Origin of the sequence: Novacetimonas maltaceti (assembly GCF_002906255.1) — a bacterium.
GTDB lineage: Bacteria > Pseudomonadota > Alphaproteobacteria > Acetobacterales > Acetobacteraceae > Novacetimonas > Novacetimonas maltaceti.
On record NZ_POTC01000007.1, the window covers coordinates 35,880 to 58,505 of the forward strand.

Sequence of the window (22,626 nt, forward strand, 5' to 3'; positions counted from 1 at the left end):
TATTAATCCGTATAAATAATGATCTCCCCGCAGATGGCAACTTGTACTGTGTGTCAGTTGCATTTTTTATGCATATTTAATTTAAATGACACACGACTACAGCCTAGGGTTGATAATCCAGCCCGATATCCATCGCCCTGACACTGTGGGTCAACCATCCCATCGAAATCAGGTCGATCCCTGTCGCGGCGATCGTAGCGGCATTTTCGGGCGTGACGCCGCCTGATGCCTCGGCCACGGCGCGATGGTCGATCATGCTGACCGCCTTGCGCAACTGCTCCGGTGTCATGTTGTCGAGCAGGAAGACATCCACCCCCCCGACCTCCAGCCCCTCGGCCAACTGTTCCAGCGTATCGACTTCCAGTTCGATACAGACCAGGTGCCCCGCCGCCGCCCGCGCCCGCGTCAGGGCGGGACGGATCCCCCCCGCGATCGCAAGGTGGTTGTCCTTGATCAGGATCGCGTCATCCAGTCCGAAGCGATGATTGGCGCCACCGCCCGCGCGCACGGCGTATTTCTGGATCGCACGCATGCCCGGCATGGTCTTGCGCGTACAACTGACCTTGACGCCAAAAGGTTCCACCGCAGCCGCGACCTGCGCCGTCGCGGTAGCGATGCCACACAGGTGCGACAGGAAATTCAGGGCAACCCGTTCCCCCGACAGGATCCCGCGCGCCGGGCCACGCACGCTGGCGATCACCTGTCCGGGGGTGACATGGGTGCCATCAGGGGCCGCGACCGTGAATTCGATGGCCGGGTCCATCAGGGTGAAGGCCAGTCGCGCCATGTCCAGACCCGCGACCACCCCGGCCTGCCGGGCGGACAGCACCGCATGGGCGGCGGGATTGTCCGCCCCCAGCGTGACATCGGTGGTCAGGTCGCCACCACGGCCCAGATCTTCCATCAGGCCCGCACGCACCAGCGGTTCAAGCATCAGGTCAGGCAGGGGGCGGATCGATGGGGGACGGATCGTCATGCGATCACTCCGTTATCAGGGGATAGTGTCATCGTGTCGGCCGGCGTCGTGCCAGCCTGCGCCATGACCGCCGCGATTTCGGCGCGCGCCGCATCCAGCGTCAGGCGCGACGGCACGGCATCATGGGCGGTATCGGGGAAATCGGCACGGAAATGCCCCCCCCGGCTTTCCCTGCGGCGCAGGGCCGCAAGCACCACCATGGCGGAGACGAGGGCCGCGTCATCGCGCTCCACCCGTGGGGCGAACAGGCGCAGCGTCTCACGCAGTTCGTCGTGCGTGCGCACCACGCCCGCGCCCCGCGCCATGGCACGGCGCTGGGCCTCGGTCGGGGCCGGGGCCGCCGGGGCGAGCGCGCCGTCATCCACCGGCGGGGCGGTGCGCGCCACAGGCAGGCCCGACAGGTCATGGGCGACCCATGTGCCAAACGACACCGCTTCGAGCAGGGAATTGCTGGCAAGGCGGTTTGCCCCGTGCAGGCCGGTACAGGACACTTCCCCGCATGCCCACAGGCCCGGCACGCCGGTGCGGCCACGGCCATCCACGACGATTCCCCCCATGTGGTAATGGGCGGCGGGACGCACCGGGATCGGCTGGCGGGCAGGGTCGATGCCCTGCGCGCGGCACAGCGCGTCGATCGCGGGGAAACGTGTCGCAAACCGGGCACCGAGCACCGACCGCGCATCAAGGAAGACATGATGCCCCGCGCGCATATGCCGCCACACCGCGCGTGAGACGATGTCGCGCGCGGCCAGTTCCTCGGTAAAGCGATCACCGTTCTCGTCCACCAGCACGGCGCCTTCGCCACGCACGGCCTCGCTGATCAGCGGCATCGGCCCCGCCACATGGCGCGCGGCAAGGGCGGTGGGGTGGAACTGCACGAACTCAAGGTTGCCAAGGACCGCCCCTGCACGCGCGGCCAGCGCCAGTCCCTGCCCGCACGCGCCCAGCGGGTTGGTCGTATCGCCAAACAGGCCGCCGATCCCCCCCGTGGCCAGCACCACGGCAGGCGCGGGCCATGCGATATCGCGCCCGGCAATGCCGGCGCGCACGCCCGTCACGGCCCCGTCATGGGTCAGGAGCGCATGCACCCGGGCGTTTTCAAGTACCGTGATGCGCGGCGTGGCACGCACACGCGCCACCAGTGCCTCCATGATCGCGGCACCGGAGGCATCGCCACGGGCATGCACGATGCGGTGGCGGCAGTGCGCGGCCTCCAGCCCCAGTTTAAGCGTCCCGTCCGCCGCGCGGTCAAACCGCACCCCGAACGCCGCAAGGCGCGCGATGGCGTCCGGCCCGTCGGCAGTGACACGTTCCACGATCGCGCGATCGCACAGCCCCGCCCCGGCGGCCAGCGTATCGGCCGCATGCAGCGCGGGCGCATCATCCGCCCCTACGGCTGCGGCAATCCCGCCCTGCGCCAGCATGCTCGACGCCATTGCGGGACGGACGGCGGCCAATGGTCCTGCCGACAGCAGCACGCAGGGCCGATCGAGCATCAGCGCCGTCATCACCCCGGCCAGTCCGCCGCCGACAATGACGGGTTGCCCGGCCAGGGCACGCAGGCTTTCGCCCGTCATATCGCCAGCATGCGTTCGACCGCACGCCGCCCGCGCGCCGCGAGTGCCGGGTCGATCGTCACCTCATGCGTCATGGTCTCCAGCGCATGGCGCAGGCCCGACAGGGTGATGCGCTTCATGTGCGGGCACATGTTGCACGGGCGGACGAAATCGATCTTCGGATGCAAAAGGGCGAGGTTGTCGCTCATGGAGCATTCGGTCACCAGCAGCACCTTGCCGCCGTCATGGGCCTGCACGTAATCGCTCATCATCGCGGTGGAGCCGGAGAAATCCGACACCGCGACGACTTCGGGCGGGCATTCGGGATGCGCCAGCACCACCACGCCGGGATTGTCCTCGCGCATGCGGGTGATCTCCTGCGGGGTGAAGCGTTCGTGCACCTCGCAATGGCCGGGCCACGTGATCATCTGGATGCCGGTCTCCGCCTCGATATTACGGGCGAGGAATTCGTCGGGGATCATGATGACCCGGTCCGTGCCAAGGCTTTCGACCACGCGCTTCGCATTGCCCGACGTGCAGCAGATGTCGCTTTCGGCCTTCACCTCCGCCGAGGTGTTGACGTAGGTCACGACGGGCACGCCGGGATGGCGTTCACGCAGCAGGCGCACGTCGGCGGCCGTGATGGAATCCGCCAGCGAGCATCCTGCCCGCATGTCGGGGATCAGCACGGTGCTGTCGGGATTGAGCATCTTCGCCGTCTCGGCCATGAAATGCACGCCGGCCATGACGATGACGTCGGCGCTGGCCTCCTGCGCTTCACGCGCGAGGGCGAGGCTGTCGCCACGGATGTCGGCAACGCAGTGGAAGATTTCCGGCGTCTGGTAGTTGTGTGCCAGAATGATCGCGTTGCGCTGCCGCTTGAGCTCCTCGATGGCGCGGATGTCGTCCAGGAACGTCGCCCACTCCATCTCGGGGACCAGATGGCGCACGCGGTCGTAAAGCCGGTCAGCCGCTTGCCGGGGACCCAGTTGATTCATGATTGCCCTCCTCGCCGGCGGCCCCAGATTTCTTTATACTCAATTTGAGTATAAGTGAGGCACGATCATCCGGCCGGACACTTCCAACGTGAAACCCCGCCTGTGTCAATCAGGATTTTCGTGATCCCCTTGCGCATCCCCCGGCGTGGCGGGCGCGTTCAGCCCGAATGCACGATCGGCAGCTTGCTTCCCGCGAACTGCCGCGCACGCCGCACCTCGCCACAGAAACGGAACAGGCGGGCGGGCCTGCCGCCGGTCTTTTCATCAATCCTGCCTGTTTCCTCAATAAGTTGCTGTTGTGTCACCAGCCGGCGGAAATTCTGCTTGTGCACATGGCAGCCCGCAAGGCTTTCGACCGTGCGCTGCAACTGGAACAGGGTGAACTCCTCGGGCATCAGTTCGAAGACAACGGGGCGGTAACGTATCCTTGCGCGCAGACGCGCCATGGCCGTTGCCAATATGCGACGGTGGTCACGGTGCATGTACCGGCCGGGAATCGCCTGCGCGGGGGGGCATCCGGCCTCCGTCACCAGCGTCGCCTCATACAGGAGTTCATAGCGCTGGAGCACGAGTTCATCGTCCCACGCGCCGCCATCACCGATGGCGAACAGCGCCATGCAGCGCTGCCACTGGCGCATCCGCGTCTCGATATCCGCCATGCCCGCCACCCAGGCGCACAGGCGGCGTTCGATCAGGTCCGTGATTTCCTGCGTCGTGTCGCTGGTGCGGTCTTCCCACGGGAAATAGTCATACCAGTCGCGCCACCCCGTCTCCCGCGCGTGGCTGCGGGTCAGGGCGAGGTAGGAGATGGAGATGCTGCGCCCCTGTTCGGGGTGCAGGGCACGGTCATGGTCGGCAAAGGTATAGAGCTGTTCCACATGGCCGATGGGATGGCCGGTCTGCTGCTCCACCCATGAACGCACCCCCGCCTGCAGGGAACGGTGGCTGCTTTCCAGCGGGCCGGAAGGCAGCAGGCGCCCATCGTCGATCGTCATCACCTGCGGCACGCCATCGCGCACCGCCGTCAGCACCGCGATCAGTTCCGTCACCACATGCGACATCATGCCATCCGCGCCCATCATGCCCCCCATCATGCCACCCCGTCATGCCGCCCCTCATGCCCGGGTGTAACGTCCTGCCATGTCACATGTCCCATGTATCACATGCCCCCGTATCACGCGCCGGTGTGTTTCGCATGCAACCGTCACGCCCCTGCCCCGTTATGACAGACACAATCCGAAACGGACGCCACAGGCACGGGTCCTTGTGACCTGTGCCCGTTCATGACCCGAAAAGGAGCATCGGAATGGCGAAAGTCGCTGAAAACACATTCCTGACCGACGTGCAGACCCTGCGCGCCCGTGCAAAGGCCTCCATAGAACAGGGCGCGCTGACCCCTGCCTATCAGGGGAATGTCAAGACGGCCATCGACCTGTTGCAGACGGTTGTCGCGACGGAACTGGTCTGTGTCCTGCGCTATACCATGCATTCCATCTCCGTCGAGGGGATCACCAGCGAAAGCGTGGCCGCCGAATTCGCCACCCACGCCAAGGAAGAGCGCGCGCACATGATGTGGGCCGCCGAACGCATCGACCAGCTGGGCGGCGTGCCCAACCTGTCACCCGAAGGACTGGCGACCCGTTCGGCCAGCGAATATGGCGCGGGCGGCAACCTGGTGGAAATGGTGCGCCAAAACCTCGTGGCAGAACGCCTCGTGATCGAACATTACCGCGAACTGATCCGCTATTTCGCGGACCATGACCCCACCACGCGCATCATGCTCGAAAAGATCCTTGCCGAGGAGGAGGAGCACGCAACAGACATGCATGACCTTCTGGTCGCGCATGAAGGCAAGCCGTTCCTGCCCTGATATCCCTTCCGGCCACTTCCCCCTTTTTTCGCGGCGCCTGCGTCCACCGGCCATGTCCCGACATGGCCGGACGCCCCTGCACGCCCCTCCCCCGCCGGTTCCACCCGCGCCGGGCGTGCGGGCGCCGCATCCCCTTGCCGCACGGTTGACACCGCCTTCGCCAAGGTGGCCTGACCTGTGCCAGACCAGACCAATCATTACGGAGACCCTGACATGACGGACGTCAGAACCTACGACCTGTTCATTGGTGGCGAATGGGTGCCCGCCACGACCGAGGAACGCGACACCATCCGCAACCCCGCCACGGGCGAGGCGCTGGCCAGCGTCGCCATCGCCAGCAAGGACGACGTGGACCGCGCCCTGCAGACGGCGCAGGAAGCCTTTGGCACCTGGAGCCGCCTGATCGCCACCGACCGCGCGGACTGCCTGTACAGGCTGATCGACCTGATCCGCCGTGACGAGGAAAAGCTGGCGCGCATCATCACCACCGAAAACGGCAAGCCCATCCGCGAGGCAAAGGTGGAGGTCAATTTCGCCATCCAGCTGATCCGTTTCGCCGCGGAAAATGCCCGCCGCCTGGAAGGCAACATCATCCCCGGCAGCCGCCCGGGCGAGAAGATCCTGATCGAGAAGATCCCCCATGGCGTCGTTGCCGGGATTTCGGCATGGAACTTCCCCCTTGCCCTGACGGCGCGCAAGCTTGGCCCGGCGCTGGCGGCGGGCAACACGTTCGTCATCAAGCCGCATGAACTGACGCCGCTGTCCACACTGGCGCTTGCGGAACTGTCGGTGGAGGCAGGCTTCCCCAAGGGCGTGTTCAATGTCGTCACCGGTGGTGGCGTGACGGTGGGCAACCAGTTGGTCGTCAACCCGATCACCAAGCTGATCACCATGACCGGCAGCACGCCCGCAGGCCGCAAGATCATGGCAGCGGCGTCCGAGGGGCTGAAGGAAGTGCGGCTGGAACTGGTCGGCAAGGCGCCGTTCATCGTCATGGACGATGCGGATATCGAGGCGGCCGCAAACGCCGCCGTCGCCGCGCGCTTCATGAACTGCGGGCAGGTCTGCACCGCCAACGAACGCACCTATGTCCACCAGGCGGTCTATGACCGGTTTCTCGAACTGCTGCGCCGGAAGATCGCGGAAATCAAGGTCGGCAACCCGCTGGATGCGGACACGACCATGGGACCGAAGATCAGCAGGGCCGAGCTTGAAAAGGTCGACGAGATGGTCCAGCACGCCGTGGCGCAGGGGGCGAAGGTCGAGATCGGGGGCAAGGCGCTGACGGGTGGCATCTATGACGCGGGCAATTTCTATGCCCCCACGCTGCTGACCAACGTGACGAACGAAATGGACATCACCCAGAACGAGGTGTTCGGCCCGGTCCTGTCGCTCATCAAGGTCGAGGACTTTGACGAGGCGCTGATGATGGCCAACAAGTCGCGCTATGGCCTGTCGGCCTACATGTTCACGCAGGACCTCAAGAAGGTCATGCGCATGAGCAACGAACTGAACTTTGGCGAGATCTACGTCAACCGCGAGGGGGGCGAGGCCGCGCAGGGTTTCCACCATGGCTATGGCGACAGCGGCATCGGGGGCGAGGACGGGCAGTACGGCCTCGAAGCCTATGTCGATACCAAGACCATCTACCTCAATTACTGAGGCGGTTTTCGCATCGCGCAACCATGACAGGGGGCCTCCGGGCCTCCTGTTTTTGTATGAACCAACTGAAGTAAAAGAAGTTTTTGGTGAAGTTTTTTCCAAAAAGCTTCAAGGAACGCCGCCCGTTCAGATCAAAAGGCGGCCCCCAAAAACACGCACGCCCTCAGATCTGGCGCATCCAGACCGTGCTGACGCTGTGGCTTGGCCCCTTGCGCAGGATCAGGCGCGCGCGTTCGCGCGTGGGCAGGATGTTTTCCTCAAGGTTGGGCAGGTTGATGCGCCGCCAGATATCACGCGCCACCTTTTCCGCCTGTTCCGGGGTCAGGTCGCGGTAATGGTGGAAATACGATGTCGGCTTGCGAAAGGCGGTCTGCTGCAGCAACTGGAAACGCTGCACATACCACCGTTCGATATCCTGCGTATCGGCGTCGAGGTAGATAGAGAAGTCAAAGAAATCCGACGCCATGAAGGGCTGTTCCGACGCGGTCTGGAGCACATTCAGCCCCTCGAAGATCAGGATGTCGGGCTGGTCCACCACCTGATAGCGGTCGGGGATGATGTCATACGCCTCGTGCGAGTAGATGGGCACGTCGAGGTTCCGCTCCCCCGCCTTGAGCGCTGCAAGGAAGGAGATCATCTGCCGCAGGTCATAGCTTTCGGGAAAGCCCTTGCGCGCCATCAGGTCACGCTCCTGCAGCACGCGCGTGGGCAGCAGGAAGCCGTCCGTCGTCACCAGCGACACGTTGGGATGGTCGGGCCAGCGCGACAGCACCGCCTGCAGCAGGCGGGCGAACGTGCTCTTGCCCACGCCGACGCTGCCGGCGATGCCGATGATGAAGGGCACCGTCCTGCGCGGCACGCCGAGGAAGGCGCTCTTGACCATGTTGTTGAGGCTGCGACTGGCAAGCACATGCAGGTTGAGCAGGCGCGACAGGGGCAGGTACACCTCCGCAATGTCCTCGAGCGAGACCGGTTCATTATGGCCGCGCAGGGACGCGACCTCCGCCTCGTTCAGGGACTGGGGCACATTCGCGCGCAGGGCCGCCCATTCGGGGCGGGGGAAAATCATGTATGGCCGGGTCGCGCCATATGACGGGACCTGTGGCGTGTCGGGCCTGTTACCCTTTCCACTCTCCAAGGGCCGCTCTCCTCCTGATGGTCGATCCGGGCACGGGTGCCCTTGATCCACGCCGGGCGGCGTAACATCTTACCCCGCCCCGATCCAGAGCGACCGGCCCCAATTTCGCGTGTGCAGGGCCAGGGTGCGCGTCCTACGGCCCCCACCTGATACAGTCGTGACAATTGTGACACGCCTGCCCCCGTCTGCCGCCCCCCCCCCGCCATGACGCGCGACAGCAGGCCATGCACCGGGCGCGTGCCCCATGGTGTGGCCTGTTTTCCGGGGCAGCCTGCAGGCAGGAACTTCTTTATGATTTGCACGGCGTCGGCGCGACAGGTTCCTGGACTGAGGGAAACGCCCAGGGCGCGGCCCTGAAACCCGCCAGGGGGCATTGCCCTTTGGAAACCATGACTTACCAATGGATCGGGAATGGGACCTCCTGCTCCCACGGACAAGAACGCTGCCAGAGGCGACGAGAACACAGCCCCTTCCTGCACATGATGGACCGCCCGATGACATCCACCCCTTCCTTCCCTGTCGCGCCGGGCGCATGGCGCGACGACGCCGCGCGCGCGGCCTTGCGCCGGATCTTCGACGCCGCCATCCACAGCGCACAACCCGCGCGCGTGCTGGCGCGCCACCTGCCGCCGCCGCCCAGGGGGCAGTGCGTGGTGGTGGGGGCGGGCAAGGCCTCGGCCGCCATGACGGCGGCGCTGGAACAGGCATGGCCGGACGTGCCGCTGCGCGGTGTGGTGGTGACGCGCGACGGCCATGTGGCCACAACGTCGCGCATCCGCGTGATGGAAGCCGCCCATCCCGTCCCCGACCGCCGCAGCGAGGACGCGGCGCGCGCCATGCTCGACGCTGTGCGTGGCCTTGGGCCGGATGACCTTGTCATCGCCCTGATTTCCGGGGGCGGTTCGGCACTGATGGAACTGCCCGCACCGGGCCTGACGCTGGAGGACATGCGTGCACTCAACCGCGCCCTGCTGCATTCGGGCGCGGACATTGGCGACATGAACCTGGTGCGCCGCCACCTGTCGCAGGTCAAGGGCGGCCGCCTGGCCTGCGCCTGCGCACCCGCCCGTGTGCTGACACTGGCCATCAGCGACGTGCCGGGGGATGACCCGCTGACCATCGCCAGTGGACCGACCGTGCCAGACCCCACGACGCCTGCCGATGCGCTCGCGGTGCTGCGCCGTCGCGACATCACCGTCCCGCCACAGGTGATCGACGCCCTGACGCGCCCTGCCCCCGTACCTGCGCCCCCCAACCCGGACAACCGCTACATCCTGATTTCCACCCCGCTGATGGCGCTTGAGGCCGCAGCGGACGAGGCACGCTGCCTCGGTCTGACGCCGCTGATCCTTGGCGACGCGCTGGAGGGGGAAAGCCGGGAGGCGGCGATCATCATGTCCGGCATCGCACAGTCCGCGCGCCATCACGACCTGCCGGTGGCAGGGCCTGCCGTGCTGCTGTCGGGTGGGGAGACGACCGTCAGCATCCGCCCGGCCGACGGGCCGCCGGGACGGGGCGGCCGCAATACGGAATTCCTGCTCTCCCTCGCCCTTGCGCTGCGGGGACAGGACGGGATCTGGGCCATTGCGGGGGACAGCGACGGCATCGACGGGACCGAGGACGCGGCAGGAGCGCTCATTACGCCCGATACGTTGTCACGGGCCCGTGCGCTGGGTCTGGACCCGCGCGACTTCCTGCGCCGCCATGACAGCTACAGCCTGTTTGACGCCACGGGAGACCTGATCCGCACCGGCCCAACGCTGACGAACGTCAACGATATCCGTGCAATCATGGTGCTGTAGGGAATTCGAAAAACGATTGATAAAATCAAAAGTTTTTGGTGAAGCTTTTTTCAAAAAGCTTCAAGGAACGCCGCCTTTTCAGATCAAAAGGCGGCACCCAGAAACTTTTAATCATTCTTCCCGAACTGGCGGCTCAGTTCGCATTGCCGCCGTGCGGCTTGCCGTAACTGACCTGCGTGTCGGGCACGACGAAGTGCTTCGGGTCTTCCTGATTCTGGGAATCATCATCGTCCCCCGCCTGTGACGGGTCATAGCCGGAGGAGATCATCTGCATCGCCGCCGCGTCGGGCATGGGGTGATAGGCCTCTGTCGCGGCGTCGGGGTCCGGGTTGATGCGCGGCAACTGCCGCACATGCCCGGCGGCGGAGGCATGCGCCGGGCCGGGCACCGTGGTCCCGTTGGCGCGATGCCCGCCAATGGGGGGCATTGCCTCATCAACATCCACGGGATCGGTGGGATCGCCATGCATCGTATCGGCGCACGATGCCAGGCACAGCAATATCCCGATCATGACAAGACGCGGTTTCATGCGCGCACAGTATCATCCCGCGCCACGGCACAAAGCCCGATTATTGCATATCCTGCCGTCACGCCATGGTGACGGCAGGGACCGGCCATCGGGGTGGATGCGTCACTCCGCCTCATCTTCGGGATCGACCAGCATGGCTTCGGCCACCACGCCCGCCTGCTCACGCACGCGGCGTTCGATGTCGGCGGCCATTTCGGGATGCTCACGCAGGAACTGCTTGGCGTTTTCACGCCCCTGCCCGATGCGCTGGCTGTCGCAGGAGAACCACGCCCCGGACTTTTCCACGATGCCGGCCTTCACGCCAAGGTCGATCAGTTCGCCCATCTTGCTGATGCCTTCGCCATACATGATGTCGAATTCCACCTGCCGGAAGGGCGGGGCCATCTTGTTCTTGACCACCTTGACGCGGGTCTGGTTGCCCACGACCTCGTCCTTGTCCTTGATGGAACCGATGCGGCGGATGTCCATGCGGACCGACGCGTAGAATTTCAGCGCATTGCCGCCCGTCGTCGTTTCCGGGCTGCCGAACATGACGCCGATCTTCAGGCGGATCTGGTTGAGGAAGATCATCATGGTGTTCGAACGCGACACCGATCCCGTCAGCTTGCGCAGCGCCTGGCTCATCAGGCGGGCATGCAGGCCGACATGGCTGTCGCCCATGTCGCCCTCAAGTTCCGCGCGCGGGACAAGGGCGGCCACACTGTCGATCACCAGCACGTCGATCGCCCCGGAACGCACCAGCGTATCGGCAATCTCCAGCGCCTGTTCGCCCGCATCGGGCTGGCTGATGAGGAGGTTGTCCACATCCACGCCCAGCTTGCGCGCATAGCCGGGGTCAAGCGCATGTTCCGCATCGATGAAGGCGCAGGTGCCGCCCTTCTTCTGCGCCTCCGCGATGGCATGGAGCGCCATGGTCGTCTTGCCCGAGCTTTCGGGGCCATAGATTTCCACGATACGCCCGCGCGGCAGGCCACCGATGCCAAGGCCGATATCAAGGCCGAGCGACCCGGTGGAAATCACGTCGACCTCCGCCTTGGGCCGTTCGCCCATGCGCATGATCGATCCCTTGCCGAACGCGCGTTCAATCTGGCTCAGCGCGCCTTCGAGAGCCTTGCCTTTGTCAATACCCGGAGCCTGTGCCATGGCCTGCCTACCTTTTCGACGAAGCTGTGTTTCGCGCATTCCATGTTCCTGTCTGTGGACCGACACAGGACCCGCCGGACAGGATGGACATGTCCGCGGCCTTTCCACATGGAAGCTGCCTTGCTGCTTCCTATATGGAACAAAACAAGATCATTTACAACCTTGCCCCTGCCATTTGCCGTATCATTTCTCCTGCCCCGTTACACGACCGGAGGCCATGCCTCACCGTGGCCCGACGGCAAGGCCGGTTTCACGCGGGTCCGAACCTGCGGCGCATGTCGCGCCGTCACCGGGCAGGCCACGGGGACAGACGATGGCGTTGACGCGCCCTTCGGCCGTGACGGCCCGCGACGCGGGCGCCTGCCCGGACAGGACAAGCTTCATTTCCTCCGCCACGGCGGCGGCGGCATCATTCTGGCCCGACCCCGCCACCGCCGCGCGGAAGGCATGGCCGTCACTTGCGATCGCGGCAGACAGCAGTGCCGGGGGCATGCGCACGGGCGACGCCGCAAGCACGATGCCCGTGTTCCCCGCGATACGCCCCGTGCCGAACAGGTTGTTCATCGTCAGGCTGCACGCCACGGCCATCCCGGCATGGTCGACCACGGCAAAGGAGGTCGAGGCCGGAAGCGGCGGCAGCATGCCGCTGCCCGGCGTGCCGGAATCAAGGACGGCCTGCGCGCGGGCGGTCTGGTCGTCATTGGTCAGCTTGCCCTGCGTATCCCCGCCCCGGGCGCGCCATGAGGCGACAGCCCCCTGTGACAGGGCCTCCGGATTACCCTGCCCCGCCAGCAGCGCGCGGAAGGCGACGGCACTGCCGAGGCCGCCATCGGCGGGGGGCGGCAGGAACGCGACCGTCAGGCCGCCTGCGGCGCTGACCCGCAGCGGCAGGCGTTCGGACGGGATGGCCGCGCGCAGGTCGCTGGTCTGCAACCCGCCGCCCGCCGCCTGGCTGCCAGCAGTGAAGGATTGCGCCAGCGCGCCGTTATACATGTCGCCCACGCCCATGCTGCGGATCTGGTCCAGCACGCCGGACAGGTGCGTCTGCACCAGCGCATCCCCTTCGACCAGCGCCGTGCCATCGGTGCGACTGAAGATCGCGCGCATGCCCGGATCGGCCAGCAGCGGCCCCTGAACGGTGGCGAGGTCACTTGCCAACTGATGGCTGACATTCACGCCATTGACCGCCAGCGACATCGCATCCGACAGGATTTCGGAAAAAGACGTGGTGCCATATTGCAGGTGCATCAGGTACAACCCGCGCGCCAGCATCGGCACCGCCGCCGGACGGTCGGCATGGGGCGCGCCGGGAATGCCATCGGTGGTGCCGCCGCGCGGGGTAAAGATGAAGGCGCGTCCCCCTTCATTATCGCCGGGACGATAGGCAAGGCACGCCCCGCCCGATCCCATCGACGCGCGTGACGGCAGCGTCACCGCCAGCGCCATGCCCATGGCAGCGGCCGCATCCGCCGCATTGCCACCACGCGACAGGATGTCACGCCCGACCATGGCGGCCTGGGGTTCATCAGCGGCCACCGTGCCGATCAGCGCACCGGGAGACGGGCCGAACATGTGGGTGACAAGGTGCATGGGCGAGGAATGGCCGCATCCGGCGACGGAAACCGCAAGCATTGCTGAAAACGCAACCCGGACGGACCTGCGCGCAAAGGAATTCAGGGAATGCTCTGGCACGCGTCTTCTTCTCCATTCGACCACAACGGCAGATGTCCCACCAGCCAGGACATCGACACACCGGCATTCCGCCATTAGCGGTCTTGCGCGCATGGGGCAAGCAGCCTTTTGCACGACTGCCGCCGCAGGTGCGACGCCAGCGCAGGGCCTTCCGGTGGGCCATTTCGTTGACATCATGCCCCCCGCCGCATGCACACACAACAGGAGGAAAACCCCTCACGCCCTGTCGGCGCACTGCCCTGTCCGGCTTTACCGGTGATACATGCCCATGCAGGAAATATGGGCAAGGATAGTTCCGCGACACAGCATATGCCATTGGTACGGCCCGGATACACATGGTATCCATGCGCGATGAGGTTGACGGACAGGAAAAATCCGACAGGAATAAAAACAGCTTCCTGTGCCCGGCATTCCTGTTTTATTGAGTTTAACAGCTGTTTAATTACAAAAGTTAGAGCCAGATATGGAATTCGAAGGTAAACCAAATATTAAAAATGCGTGTGGAATAATAGAATATATTGGAATACACAAAGAAAAACTGAACCAGATAGAATATAGCAGCATCAATATGAAATCCGACTCTGGAAAAAGCATAACTCTTGGAAAAGTCTATGTTCCAAAGGATTTTTTACATTTTATTGAAATCGGAAAAAAGTTAAGCCTGAATTACTTTGAGTATCCCAATAAAATTAAATATCTTATTTTCGTAACTGATGGGAATCAGAAAATCTATAACGCCAGTTCAGTTTCTTCCTTTGCAAAATTTTTTCTTATATTATTCATTTTATTTTTAATAACAACCATTTGCTCCGTGTTATTTTCATTTCACAGACCATTTATCGGCATACCTATTTCGTTGATTTTAATTTTCTTTTCTATATTTTTGTATACAATGTTTATATCCCATACAGCAATTCTCATAGAATCAAAAAAACAGTTCGACCAGATATAAAACATATTCATTATAAATAAATAACAAGCACCCCTTCCGTCCCACTTCACATCTGCACGCAACAATACAGGATTCCTTGGCACGGAAAGGGGAACCCACATGTCCGCCTGCGCGTCCTGATGCGTCTTTCCTGACGCCATGGATTGCCCCCGTTTACGAAGCGGCATGAGCAATCCATAGCCGGATGGCGACCCTGTCCTACGCCCCCACATCAGGCGATTCGGCTTTTTTCGCTGCGGCGGATGTGGCCGCCCCTGTCGGCCTTGCCGGACATGGCGCATCTTTCACATGCCGTCTTCTTTCCTTACCTGCCACCATCCTTTACATACCCCATCCTGACCCGATTGACGGAGGCCGCACCGTGTCCATTTCCCGTAGCATTTACCGATTGCGCCGCAAGGCACCCGCTACCATTGCGGCGGCCCTCCTCGTGGGCGGACTTTACACGCCGGGCGCCGCCTCCGCACAGGGCGCGGCCGACACATTCACCCCCGCGCAACGCAAGGCCATCGTGGAAATCGTGCGCGATGCGCTGAAGACCGATCCCTCCATCCTGACCGATGCCATCACCGCACTGCGGCAGAACGCCGCCAACCAGGCCCAGGCCTCGGCGCAGGGGGCCCTTGCCACCCATCGTGCCCAACTGCTCAATCCCGTGGCGTCGGATGCGATCCTTGGCAATGCGCAGGCAACCACCACCGTGGTCGAATTCTATGACCCGCGCTGCCCCTACTGCCGCAAGGTCCTGCCCGACCTCGACCGGATCGTGGCAGAGGACAAGAGCGTGCGCATCATCGAAAAGGTCGTGCCCGTCCTGGGACAGGGCAGCCTGATCGCGTCACAGGCACTTGTCGCCGCATTCCAGCAGGGGGGACAGGCCGCGTATTTCAAGATGCAGCACGCGATCATGACGGATTCGGAACATCCCACCGTCGATCGCATGCGCACGCTGGCCAAGCAGTGCGGGCTGGATGCTGAACAGATGGCCAAGGCGATGAACGGGGAAAAGGTCACTGCCGTGCTGCAGGCGAACATGGAACTCGCCCACGGCATCGGCCTCGACGGGACGCCGACCTTCGTCTTCAACGCCCGCCAGATCATCCCCGGCGCGGTGGATTACGACGAACTCAAGAAAGCCATCGCCCATACCCGCTGATCCGGCACCACCACGCAGCGTTCCCGCCATACGGGCCGCCCGTCCGGCGGATGCGGCGTCCCTGCCGGCAACGGAACGCTCCGCCGCGCAACGCTTCGCCACCATCCCCGCGCTGGCGGGACTGGCGACAGGCGATGTCATGACACCGCAGGCCCATCTGGCCTGCATCGCGGCGGGGACCTGCTGGGTGGCGGATGACGCCGCCGGCATGGTTGCCGGTTTCCTCAGCGCCCGCATGTGGCATGACAGCCTGCATATCCTTGAACTTTCGGTCCGCCGGGAGGCACAGGGACACGGCATGGGACGCGCGCTTTTACACGCGGCAATGCGCCGGGTGCGCCAGTCACGCCTGCCGGGTGGCCTGACACTGACCACATTTCGCGATGTCGCTTGGAATGCGCCATTCTACCGCGCAATGGGGTTCGAGGAGATGGCCTCCCCACCCCCATGGCTGGCAGCGCTGCTGGCGGAAGAAGTCGCGGGAGGGTTCCCGCCCGGATCACGTTGCGCAATGCGCTGGCGGCCGGGGAAGGAAAGGTGCCCCCTTTTCCTCCCCCTAACGGTCACTTCACCGGTTCGGCAATTTTCTGCGCGACATCCACCGGTGCGTTGATCCGCATCAGCTTCGACAGCGCCGTGACCATCTGGTCCATCATCTCGTCCGTGTGGAACGGCCCCGGCGTCAGGCGCAGGCGTTCCGTCCCGCGCGGAACGGTGGGATAGTTGATGGGCGTGGCATACAGCCCGTATTCATTGAGCAGCCGGTCACTGAGGTCACGGCAGCGCTGCGCATCGCCCACGGGGATGGGGACGATATGGCTGGGCGTCATGGTGAACGGGATCCCGGCCTTGCGCAGGCGGGCGCGGAAGGCGTTGACGCGTTCGAACATCTTTTCACGACGCCACGCATCCTTGCGCACCTGCCGCACACTCGTCAGGGCGGCGGCAACCACGGCCGGCGGCAGCGCGGTGGTGAAGATGAAGCCGGATGCCGCAAGGCGCAGGTATTCCACGACCTCGCTCGACGCGGTGATGTATCCGCCATGCACGCCAAACCCCTTGGACAGCGTGCCTTCGATGACGTCCACCTGGTCCGCCACGCCGTCGCGTTCGGAAATGCCGCCACCCTGCGCGCCGTACAGGCCCACCGCGTGCACCTCGTCCAGATAGGTCATGGCATTGTATTTGCGCGCCAGCGCACATGTCCCGGCAATGTCGGAAATGTCGCCATCCATGGAATACACGCTCTCGAACGCGATCAGCTTTGGCGCATCGGGCGGGGCGGCGGCCAGCTTGGCCTCAAGGTCCTCGAGGTCGTTATGTTCGTAAATGACCGTGGTGGAGCCACGCGCACCCTTGATGCCCGCGATCATGGACGCATGGTTCAGGCGGTCGGAAAAGCAGATCCAGCCCGGCATGCTGGTCAGGATGGTCTGCAGGCTCGCCTGGTTGGAGACATAACCCGACACGAACAGCAGCCCCGCCTCCTTGCCATGCAGGTCGGCCAGTTCACGCTCCAGCGCGGTGTGGAAGGGGCTGGTGCCCGCGATGTTGCGCGTGCCGCCGGCCCCCGCGCCATGTTCGCGGATCGCGGTGATCGCGGCATCCATCACGACGGGTTCGACGCCCATGCCCAGGTAATCGTTCGACGACCATACCACGACCTCGCGGTCATGGTCGCAGGCGGGCGTCGCAGGCGTGGCGGGGGCCTTTTCCTGCTCGTACACGGGGTAACGGTCCGCCTCCCGCGCGAGGGGGGTGAACTGGCGGTACCGGCCCTGCGTGCGGATGTCCGCCAGCGCGGTGCGGCAGAACCGGTAAAACGGATGGCCGTCCGGATGATTACTGGACACTGATCTTCCTTTCCATGCGAACCTCGTTCCATACCCGCACCGAACCGTCATTCCAGCGCCGGACGCGGCCCCGCCGCAGCGCAGGCGTGCGCCATCGGCCGGTCGTCCCACGGCGTGGAACGGCAATGTCACGCCCCACAGGCAGGATTATTTCCCTATCCGTCCAGTCTTATAGGCCTTCTGCCGCCGGGTCACCATGGCAGGGCCGCCGTGAAATTTAAAAAATCTCCACTTTTCTGGGCGTCCTAGCGGACATAGATGCGGATTGTCGGGACATCAACGCCCGGATCGGTCATGCCTGTCATCTCCATCTGTGCGGGGTCGGCGCCATCATGGACGACCTCCGCCGCGACAGCCTGCGCGTCGGTCGCAACGATGCGCGACAGCAGCGCGGCCTGCGCGTCAGGCGACAGGGCATCGGGAATGGCCGCGACGATGGTGAACAGCACGTTGGGCTTGCGCGCCAGCGCCTCCGCCACCGCTTTCTTCAGGTCGGGCTGCCATTGCGGCTGTGGCGTCCCTGCCCGGATTTCAATAAGCGGCGGAACATGGCGGACCTCCACCGGCGGCGGGGGCGGGATGACCACCTGCGGCGGGTCGCCCGCATGGCGGTTGAACGTCTTCTGCCCGATCAGCGTACACCCGCCCACCCAGACCATGCTGGAGGCAAGGAGGACACGGAGCGGCAGCGCGATGCGGCAGGGTACGGGCATGACCGCCAAGCGATACAGCATCCACGCCCCGGGGCAAGGGCCAAAACGGCAATTGGCGCGCCCCGCCATCCCCCCGGATGCCCACAATCAAACGCCTGTGACCCGGCATGCATTCAGGGGACTTGCGATCAGGAAGGGTCATCCTGTAGTCGTGGGACATCACGTGATGCGCCGACACGGCGATACCCGGACAGGGCAGGCATGGCACGATGCGGCATCCCGCCTGCGGCATATTCGTCCTGCCACCATGAACCAGCAGGTGGATCAGGCCAGACGGCATGAAACAGTCCCCCGTTACCGACACTGGACACAACGTCCCCCCCGCCCCGCCGCTGATGGCGGAAGATGGCGCGCCGCTGGACCAGACGGGGCGGATCGCCGCCTCCATCCGGCAGATCATCCGCACGAACGAGGCCGACAGCCACCATGTCATCCATGCCTGTGCGATGGCCAATGCCTGCGCGGTGCTGTGGAGCCGGTACCTGAGGTTCGATCCCGCCTGCCCCACATGGTTCGACCGGGACCGTTTCGTGGTCTCCTCCGTGCGGTACCGCACGCTGGTCGATGCGCTGGTCACCCTGTCGGGACAGGCGGCGATCCGCATGGACGATACCCCCCACCCCGCCACGACCATGGGGTTCGGGCCCAGCGGGCAGGGGCTGGGCGCCGCCATCGGCATGGCCATGGCGGAACAGCACATGGCCGCGCGTTTCGGCCGCACGCTTGTCAACCATCGCATATGGGCCGTCAGCTGCTGGTCCGAACTGTCGACCGGCGTGGCGCTGGAGGCGGCGGTGCTGGCGGGACAGATGGGGCTGGACCGCATCACGGTGCTGGTGGGCCTGTCGGAACATGAACGCGTGCAGGCCGAGGCGGCCCTCCCCCGCTATGCCGCGTCGGGCTGGTCCGTGCGCAAGGTCGCGGCCGACCAGCCCGAACAGATCGCGGCCGCCATCGCGTCGTCCATCCGCACGCACCGCCCCTGCCTGATCGCATGCCTGTCCCCCGCACCCGACCCGGAAACGGCCGCCCCCTTCGTCGATGATCCCGGCCTGTGGGCCTCGGCTGCGCGGCGCGGGGCCACGGCACGGCGGTCATGGCTGCGCCGGCTGGCCAAGGACCGGCAGCGCATCGATTTCGAACGCATCATCTCAGGCGCGCGACCGGCCCTGTGGCGCACCGACTGGCGGCGGTCATGGCAGGGCGCGGGACGCCACCGCACGTCCCATCCCGCATTGCCGACCACCAGCTACGCCCGGCGCGGGCTTGATATCCTCCGCGAACTCCTGCCGGAAGTGCTGTGCCTGCGCTCCCGCCTTGGCCTGGCGTCCGGGGCGACAACGGGACATGGCCCCGCCGCCCTGCCGACACGCTGCGACACGCAGGTGCATGGCATGGCCGCGCTGCTGAACGGGATCGCGCTGCATGGCGGGTTCCTGCCGTGCGGGGCCGCGACCTTCGTCGCCGTGGACCGCATGCGCCCCGCCCTGCGCTTTGCCGCCATGATGAAACGCCAGGTCATCTATTTCCTGACCGATGGCGGCCTGTCGCCGGAAGAGGACGGCCCGGCATGGCTGCCGGTGGAACAGCTTGCCAGCCTGCGCGCCATGCCCAATGTCGCGGTGTTCCGCCCCGCCACCCGGCGCGAGACGATGGAGTGCATGGAACTTGCCCTTGAGCGCACCGACGGGCCAAGCCTGCTGACGCTGTGCCCGTTCATCCCGGCGGCCGACGTGGCGGCGGACACGACGCTGCCCAACGCCAACCCGCTGACGAACCTGTGCGCGCGGGGGGGCTATGTCGTGGCCGAATCCCCCACCCTGCCCCGGCAGGTCACCCTGATCGCCACGGGGCAGGAGGTCGCGACCGCGCGCATGGCGCAGTTGCTGCTGTGTGAACAGGGGATCGGCGCGGCACTGGTGTCGCTGCCGTGCTGGGAACTGTTCGCGGCGCAAAAAATATCCTATCGTGAGCAGGTGCTGGGAACGGCACCCCGGATTGGCGTGGAGGCCGCATCCGGGTTCGGGTGGGAACGCTGGCTGGGACAGGAAGGGACATTCATCGGGATTGATGGTTTCGGCGAAAGCGTCACCGCCGGCACACGGCAGGAGCGCAACGTGACCATACAGCCCGAACATATCGTCGCCCGCGCGCTGGAGGTGATCCACGCCACGGGCAACGGCCCCGCCGGGACCATTGGCAACCGGCGGCATGATGACGGGGTTCTTCCTTTTTCGGACACGTCATCCCGAAGCGCTGCACTACAGAACTGACCTTAACGGAGAATAAGAAATGACTGTCAAAGTCGCGATCAACGGTTTCGGTCGCATAGGTCGCCTCGTCCTGCGCGGGATCATCGAAAGCGGACGCACCGATGTCGTCCCTGTCGCCATCAACGACCTCGGCAGTGTCGAGGCGAACGCCCACCTCCTGTCCTATGACAGCGTGCATGGCCGCTTCCCGGCCGAAGTCCGTGTCGAGGGCAACAGCATCATCATCAAGGCCAATGGCCGCACCTATGCCCCGATCCACGTCTCGGCCGAGGCGGACCCGACGAAGGTCCCGTTTCAGGGCGTGGACGTGGCCATGGAATGCACCGGCCGCTTCACCGACAAGGAAAGCGCGTCACAGCTGATCAAGGCGGGCGCGCGCAAGGTTATCGTCTCCGCCCCGGCATCGGGTGTCGATGCGACGATCGTCTATGGCGTCAACCAGGATGTGCTGACATCCGACATGACGGTCATCTCCAACGCCTCGTGCACGACCAACTGCCTCGCCCCGGTGGCGAAGGTGCTGGATGATGCGTTCGGCATCGAATGTGGCTACATGGTCACCATCCATTCCTATACCGGCGACCAGCGCACGGTGGACACGCTGCACAAGGACCCGCGCCGCGCGCGTGGCGCGGCGCTGAACATGATCCCGACCTCCACCGGGGCGGCGCGCGCCGTGGGCCTGGTCCTGCCGCACCTGAAGGGGCGCCTCGACGGGACCGCCATCCGCGTGCCGACGCCCAACGTCTCCCTCGTCTCGCTCGACTTCGTGCCGAAGCGCGCGCCGTCTTCCGTCGAGGACGTGAACGAGGCGATGCGCAGGGCCGCAGCCGAAGGGCCGCTCAAGGGCATCCTCGACTACAACACCGCCCCGCTGGTGAGTTCGGATTTCAACCATTCGGTTGCCTCCTCCACCTTTGACGCGACGCAGACGGCGGTGATCGACGGCGGCAAGCTGGTGCGCATCTGCAGCTGGTACGACAACGAATGGGGCTTCTCCAACCGTATGTCCGATACCGCCGCCCTGTTCGGCAGCCTGTAATGGCGACGGTCGCATTCAAGACGCTGGATCAGCTTCAGCCCGCGGGCAAGAAGGTTCTTCTGCGCGCGGACCTGAACGTTCCGGTCAAGGGGGGGCAGATTACCGACGCCACCCGCCTGCTGCGCCTGCTGCCGACAATCCAGGAACTGGCGCAGAAGGGCGCGCGCGTCATCGTGGTCAGCCACTTCGACCGCCCCAAGGGGCAGCGCGTGCCTGAAATGTCGCTGGCCCCGATTGCCGATGCGCTGGGCGATGCGCTGGGCCGTCCCGTCACCTTTGCCGATGACTGCATCGGCCCGGTGGCGCAGAAGGCGGTGGACGCCATGCAGGATGGCGACGTGGTGGTGCTGGAAAACACCCGTTTCCATCCCGGCGAGGAAGCGAACGACCCCGACCTTGCCAAATCGCTGGCGTCGCTGGCGGATTTCTACGTCAATGACGCGTTTTCCGCCGCCCACCGCGCCCATGCCTCCACCGAGGGCGTGGCCCGCCACCTGCCGTCCTTTGCCGGGCGGTTGATGGAGACGGAACTGAACGCGCTGAACATCGCGCTGGAAAACCCTGAACGCCCGGTCGGCGCAATCATTGGCGGGGCGAAAATCTCCACCAAGCTCGACCTGATCGGCAACCTGCTTGAAAAGGTGCAGGTGCTGATCATCGGTGGCGCGATGGCCAACACGTTCCTTGCGGCGCAGGGCGTGAAGGTCGGCCGTTCCCTGCAGGAAGGCGAGATGCACGACACCGCGCGCGCCATCCTGGCGAAGGCCAGGGAAAAGGGGTGCGAGGTGGTGCTGCCGGTCGATGCGGTGACGGCGACCGAGTTCAAGGCCAACGTGCCCACGCAGGTTGTCGCCATCGACGCCATCCCCGATGACGCGATGATCCTTGATGTCGGCCCGCAGACCGTGCGCGACCTGTGCGCGAAGATCGCGACGCTGAAGACGCTGGTCTGGAACGGGCCGCTTGGCGCGTTCGAGATCCCGCCCTTTGACGCGGGCACGAACGCCGTGGCGCAGGAGGTCGGCCGCCTGACGCACGAAGGCAGGCTGAAAAGCATCGCAGGCGGCGGCGACACGGTCTCCGCCCTGCGCCATGCCGGTGTGACGAAGGAGATTTCCTATATCTCCACCGCAGGCGGTGCGTTCCTTGAATGGCTGGAGGGCAAGACCCTGCCGGGCATCATGGCGCTGGAATCCGTGTTCGAGCGCGCATTGCCGATCTGAGCGGCCGTTTTGTTACCGTCCTGATGGGCTATGGGGGATCATCCTTTG

19 protein-coding genes are annotated in these 22,626 nt (G+C 64.8%); 8 read left to right on the forward strand and 11 right to left on the reverse strand.

The features are described from left to right. Window positions 1-103 precede the first annotated feature (103 nt). From nadC to KMAL_RS04260, 4 genes are all read right to left on the reverse strand, one after another. The gene (gene nadC / locus KMAL_RS04245) at window positions 104-976 is read right to left on the reverse strand and encodes a carboxylating nicotinate-nucleotide diphosphorylase (RefSeq protein WP_110094515.1); all 873 of its coding nucleotides are present in this window, start codon (window positions 974-976) and stop codon (window positions 104-106) included. Further along, a complete protein-coding gene (locus tag KMAL_RS04250) occupies window positions 973-2,553 on the reverse strand; it encodes an L-aspartate oxidase (RefSeq protein ID WP_110094516.1) in 1,581 nt (526 codons plus the stop codon). The genes nadC and KMAL_RS04250 overlap by 4 nt, the downstream gene beginning before the upstream one ends. Next, complete coding sequence (nadA, locus tag KMAL_RS04255) at window positions 2,550-3,530, reverse strand: quinolinate synthase NadA (RefSeq protein WP_110094517.1); 981 nt, start codon at window positions 3,528-3,530, stop codon at window positions 2,550-2,552. Before nadA ends, KMAL_RS04250 begins: the two co-directional genes overlap by 4 nt. 158 nt (window positions 3,531-3,688) lie before the next feature. After that, on the reverse strand, window positions 3,689-4,612 hold the full coding sequence (locus tag KMAL_RS04260; RefSeq protein WP_239019932.1) for an NUDIX hydrolase: 924 nt from the start codon (window positions 4,610-4,612) through the stop codon (window positions 3,689-3,691). A gap of 224 nt (window positions 4,613-4,836) precedes the next feature. Between KMAL_RS04260 and KMAL_RS04265 the strand changes: the two genes are divergently transcribed. Further along, window positions 4,837-5,400, forward strand: a complete 564-nt coding sequence (locus KMAL_RS04265; RefSeq protein WP_110094518.1) for a ferritin-like domain-containing protein — start codon at window positions 4,837-4,839, stop codon at window positions 5,398-5,400. A gap of 213 nt (window positions 5,401-5,613) precedes the next feature. Then, a complete protein-coding gene (aldA, locus tag KMAL_RS04270) occupies window positions 5,614-7,062 on the forward strand; it encodes an aldehyde dehydrogenase (protein WP_110094519.1) in 1,449 nt (482 codons plus the stop codon). Window positions 7,063-7,225: 163 nt separating this feature from the next. Here the strand turns inward: aldA and coaA are convergent, their stop codons facing one another. Next, complete coding sequence (gene coaA / locus KMAL_RS04275; RefSeq protein ID WP_110094520.1) at window positions 7,226-8,200, reverse strand: type I pantothenate kinase; 975 nt, start codon at window positions 8,198-8,200, stop codon at window positions 7,226-7,228. A gap of 494 nt (window positions 8,201-8,694) precedes the next feature. On the opposite strand from coaA, the gene KMAL_RS04280 reads away from it, so the two are divergent. Then, on the forward strand, window positions 8,695-10,002 hold the full coding sequence (locus KMAL_RS04280) for a glycerate kinase type-2 family protein (protein WP_208624756.1): 1,308 nt from the start codon (window positions 8,695-8,697) through the stop codon (window positions 10,000-10,002). Between the two features lie 133 nt (window positions 10,003-10,135). On the opposite strand, the gene KMAL_RS04285 is transcribed toward KMAL_RS04280, so the two are convergent. The 4 genes from KMAL_RS04285 to KMAL_RS16865 form a co-directional block, all read right to left on the reverse strand. Beyond that, window positions 10,136-10,531 carry a hypothetical protein gene (locus KMAL_RS04285; RefSeq protein ID WP_239019933.1) on the reverse strand — a complete coding sequence of 132 codons (396 nt, stop codon included), beginning with the start codon at window positions 10,529-10,531 and terminating at the stop codon, window positions 10,136-10,138. 102 nt (window positions 10,532-10,633) lie between these two features. Next, window positions 10,634-11,674 (reverse strand): recombinase RecA, encoded by a 1,041-nt coding sequence (gene recA / locus KMAL_RS04290; RefSeq protein ID WP_110094523.1) that lies wholly within the window; start codon window positions 11,672-11,674, stop codon window positions 10,634-10,636. 222 nt (window positions 11,675-11,896) lie between these two features. After that, window positions 11,897-13,306, reverse strand: a complete 1,410-nt coding sequence (locus KMAL_RS04295) for a gamma-glutamyltransferase (RefSeq protein WP_110094524.1) — start codon at window positions 13,304-13,306, stop codon at window positions 11,897-11,899. An 885-nt stretch (window positions 13,307-14,191) separates the two neighbouring features. Beyond that, window positions 14,192-14,485 carry a hypothetical protein gene (locus KMAL_RS16865; RefSeq protein WP_146044154.1) on the reverse strand — a complete coding sequence of 98 codons (294 nt, stop codon included), beginning with the start codon at window positions 14,483-14,485 and terminating at the stop codon, window positions 14,192-14,194. A 194-nt stretch (window positions 14,486-14,679) separates the two neighbouring features. Between KMAL_RS16865 and KMAL_RS04300 the strand changes: the two genes are divergently transcribed. Continuing rightward, complete coding sequence (locus KMAL_RS04300) at window positions 14,680-15,474, forward strand: DsbA family protein (RefSeq protein WP_110094563.1); 795 nt, start codon at window positions 14,680-14,682, stop codon at window positions 15,472-15,474. 139 nt (window positions 15,475-15,613) lie between these two features. After that, window positions 15,614-16,087, forward strand: coding sequence for a GNAT family N-acetyltransferase (locus KMAL_RS17515; RefSeq protein ID WP_275399304.1), 474 nt, complete (start codon window positions 15,614-15,616; stop codon window positions 16,085-16,087). On the opposite strand, the gene hemA is transcribed toward KMAL_RS17515, so the two are convergent. Next, entirely contained in the window at window positions 16,038-17,327 is a 1,290-nt protein-coding gene (gene hemA / locus KMAL_RS04310; protein WP_110094526.1) for a 5-aminolevulinate synthase, read from the reverse strand. The genes KMAL_RS17515 and hemA overlap by 50 nt on opposite strands. 245 nt (window positions 17,328-17,572) lie before the next feature. Continuing rightward, on the reverse strand, window positions 17,573-18,040 hold the full coding sequence (locus tag KMAL_RS04315) for a hypothetical protein (protein ID WP_146044155.1): 468 nt from the start codon (window positions 18,038-18,040) through the stop codon (window positions 17,573-17,575). Window positions 18,041-18,318: 278 nt separating this feature from the next. Here KMAL_RS04315 and KMAL_RS04320 point away from each other — a divergent pair, with 278 nt between their 5' ends. From KMAL_RS04320 to KMAL_RS04330, 3 genes are read left to right on the forward strand one after another with little or no spacing between them, the layout of a single operon-like run. Further along, complete coding sequence (locus KMAL_RS04320) at window positions 18,319-20,313, forward strand: transketolase-like TK C-terminal-containing protein (RefSeq protein ID WP_408887886.1); 1,995 nt, start codon at window positions 18,319-18,321, stop codon at window positions 20,311-20,313. A gap of 19 nt (window positions 20,314-20,332) precedes the next feature. Further along, window positions 20,333-21,355, forward strand: coding sequence for a type I glyceraldehyde-3-phosphate dehydrogenase (gap, locus tag KMAL_RS04325; RefSeq protein ID WP_110094528.1), 1,023 nt, complete (start codon window positions 20,333-20,335; stop codon window positions 21,353-21,355). Beyond that, window positions 21,355-22,578: a phosphoglycerate kinase gene (locus KMAL_RS04330; RefSeq protein WP_110094529.1), complete on the forward strand. Its 1,224-nt coding sequence runs from the start codon at window positions 21,355-21,357 to the stop codon at window positions 22,576-22,578. The genes gap and KMAL_RS04330 overlap by 1 nt, the downstream gene beginning before the upstream one ends. Window positions 22,579-22,626: the final 48 nt, after the last annotated feature.

Bases quoted from the DNA above. Each gene is read 5' to 3' on its own strand.
- nadC (WP_110094515.1), bottom strand. From the start codon at position 976: ATGACGATCCGTCCCCCATCGATCCGCCCCCTGCCTGACCTGATGCTT.
- KMAL_RS04250 (WP_110094516.1), bottom strand. From the start codon at position 2,553: ATGACGGGCGAAAGCCTGCGTGCCCTGGCCGGGCAACCCGTCATTGTC.
- nadA (WP_110094517.1), bottom strand. From the start codon at position 3,530: ATGAATCAACTGGGTCCCCGGCAAGCGGCTGACCGGCTTTACGACCGC.
- KMAL_RS04260 (WP_239019932.1), bottom strand. From the start codon at position 4,612: ATGATGGGCGCGGATGGCATGATGTCGCATGTGGTGACGGAACTGATC.
- KMAL_RS04265 (WP_110094518.1), top strand. From the start codon at position 4,837: ATGGCGAAAGTCGCTGAAAACACATTCCTGACCGACGTGCAGACCCTG.
- aldA (WP_110094519.1), top strand. From the start codon at position 5,614: ATGACGGACGTCAGAACCTACGACCTGTTCATTGGTGGCGAATGGGTG.
- KMAL_RS04280 (WP_208624756.1), top strand. From the start codon at position 8,695: ATGACATCCACCCCTTCCTTCCCTGTCGCGCCGGGCGCATGGCGCGAC.
- KMAL_RS04285 (WP_239019933.1), bottom strand. From the start codon at position 10,531: ATGAAACCGCGTCTTGTCATGATCGGGATATTGCTGTGCCTGGCATCG.
- recA (WP_110094523.1), bottom strand. From the start codon at position 11,674: ATGGCACAGGCTCCGGGTATTGACAAAGGCAAGGCTCTCGAAGGCGCG.
- KMAL_RS04295 (WP_110094524.1), bottom strand. From the start codon at position 13,306: ATGCTTGCGGTTTCCGTCGCCGGATGCGGCCATTCCTCGCCCATGCAC.
- KMAL_RS16865 (WP_146044154.1), bottom strand. From the start codon at position 14,485: ATGCCGCTTCGTAAACGGGGGCAATCCATGGCGTCAGGAAAGACGCAT.
- KMAL_RS17515 (WP_275399304.1), top strand. From the start codon at position 15,614: ATGACACCGCAGGCCCATCTGGCCTGCATCGCGGCGGGGACCTGCTGG.
- KMAL_RS04315 (WP_146044155.1), bottom strand. From the start codon at position 18,040: ATGCCCGTACCCTGCCGCATCGCGCTGCCGCTCCGTGTCCTCCTTGCC.
- KMAL_RS04320 (WP_408887886.1), top strand. From the start codon at position 18,319: ATGAAACAGTCCCCCGTTACCGACACTGGACACAACGTCCCCCCCGCC.
- gap (WP_110094528.1), top strand. From the start codon at position 20,333: ATGACTGTCAAAGTCGCGATCAACGGTTTCGGTCGCATAGGTCGCCTC.
- KMAL_RS04330 (WP_110094529.1), top strand. From the start codon at position 21,355: ATGGCGACGGTCGCATTCAAGACGCTGGATCAGCTTCAGCCCGCGGGC.